The following is a 1,673-nucleotide window of genomic DNA, read 5'->3' on the forward strand; positions in this document are numbered from 1 at the left end:
GAGCAGGTGCGGGCTCTGACCCGCCTCTGCTCGGACGTCGCGCGCGTTCTGTCAGCCGTTGCGRCCCAGGGAGACGTCCACCATCTCGTCGCGCGGGACGAGCTTCACGCGCTCGCGGCCGTGCGGCTCTCCGAGCGAGCGCTCGTACGCGTCCAGGAGCTCCCAGCCCTGCCACGTGATGACGTCCACGCCGCGGCCGTGCAGGAACTCGGTGACGGCCTCGGGGTCGCGGTCGGTGGCCGTGTAGAACGCCTCGCCGCCCTCGGCCACGTCCTCGCCGAGGTGCCGGATGGTCTCCGACGCGTCCGACTTGGTGTGTCCGATGAGGCCGACCGGGCCGCGCTTGATCCAGCCGGTCGCGTACACGCCGGGCAGGTGCTCACCGTCGACGTCGACGACGCGGCCCTCGCGGTTGGGGATCACGCCGGCGACGTCGTCGAACGGGATGTCCACCAGCGGCGACCCGAAGTAGCCGACGGCGCGGTACACGGCCTCGACCGGCCAGTCCTGCAGCTGGCCCGTGCCGGTGACGTTGCCGTCCCCGTTCAGGGCGGTGCGCTCGGTGCGGACGCCGACCACGCGGCCGTCCTCGCCCAGGATCTCGACCGGCTTGTGCAGGAAGTGCAGGTGGATGCGCCGGCTCGCGGTGTTCTCCTCCGGCTCCTTCAGGGTCCAGTCCGTGAGGGTCTTGACCACCTGCTTGGTCTGGTTCGAGGAGTGGATGGCGGCCATCGAGCCCTCGTCGAAGTCGAAGTCCTCGGGGTAGACGATGACGTCGACGTCCGGGACGTGACCGAGCTCGCGCAGCTCGAGCGGGGAGAACTTGACCTGGGCCGGGCCGCGGCGCGCGAACACGTGCACGTCCGTGACGGGCGAGGCCTTGAGGATCTCGTAGACGTTGGCCGGCAGCTCGGTGGGCAGCAGGTCGTCGGCGTGCTTGGCCAGGATGCGGGCCACGTCGAGCGCCACGTTGCCCGCGCCGAGGACGGCGACGTGCTGGGCGTTCAGCGGCCAGGTGCGCGGGACGTCCGGGTGCCCGTCGTACCAGGACACGAAGTCGGCGGCGCCGTAGGAGCCCTCGAGGTCGATGCCCGGGACCGGCAGTGCGGCGTCGCGGATGGAGCCCGTGGAGAAGATGACCGCGTCGTAGAACTGGCGCAGGTCGTCCAGCTTGAGGTCGGTGCCGTAGTCGACGTTGGCGAGCAGGCGGATGTCACCGCGCTCCAGCACCTTGTGCAGCGCGACGATGATCTGCTTGATGCGCGGGTGGTCGGGCGCGACGCCGTAGCGCACGAGGCCGAACGGCGCGGGCAGGCGCTCGAAGAGGTCGATGCTGACGTCGAGGTCGGTCTTCGACAGGATGTCGGCGGCGTAGATGCCGGCCGGGCCAGCGCCGACGACGGCCACTCGCAGAGTCGGGGTGCTCACGGGACGCGGGTGCCTTCCGATCAGGGGAGCCCTGCGGGAGTGCGTCACGCCGGGTGCAGGCACGACGGACGGCACCGTGCAGGACTGTGCTCGAGGCCAGTGTAGGACCGGGCGCGAGGCGGACCTTCCGTGGCCGCCAGCATCTGGACAGACGTGAGACGCGCGAAGGGGTGGCGCCGCACACCTCCACGCGCTCGACGCCACCCCCGTCCGCGGGCCACGGGCGCCGTCCCGCAGTGCAGGAC

General features: G+C 71.4%; 1 protein-coding gene. It reads right to left on the bottom strand.

Going from position 1 to position 1,673, the window contains the following annotated elements; translation table 11 throughout:
* Positions 1-51: 51 nt before the first annotated feature.
* A complete protein-coding gene (locus AC1DUQ_RS01645) occupies positions 52-1,428 on the bottom strand; it encodes an FAD-dependent oxidoreductase (protein ID WP_477061333.1) in 1,377 nt (458 codons plus the stop codon).
* Positions 1,429-1,673: the final 245 nt, after the last annotated feature.

Source organism: Cellulomonas sp. P4_B5_2 (assembly GCF_056402235.1).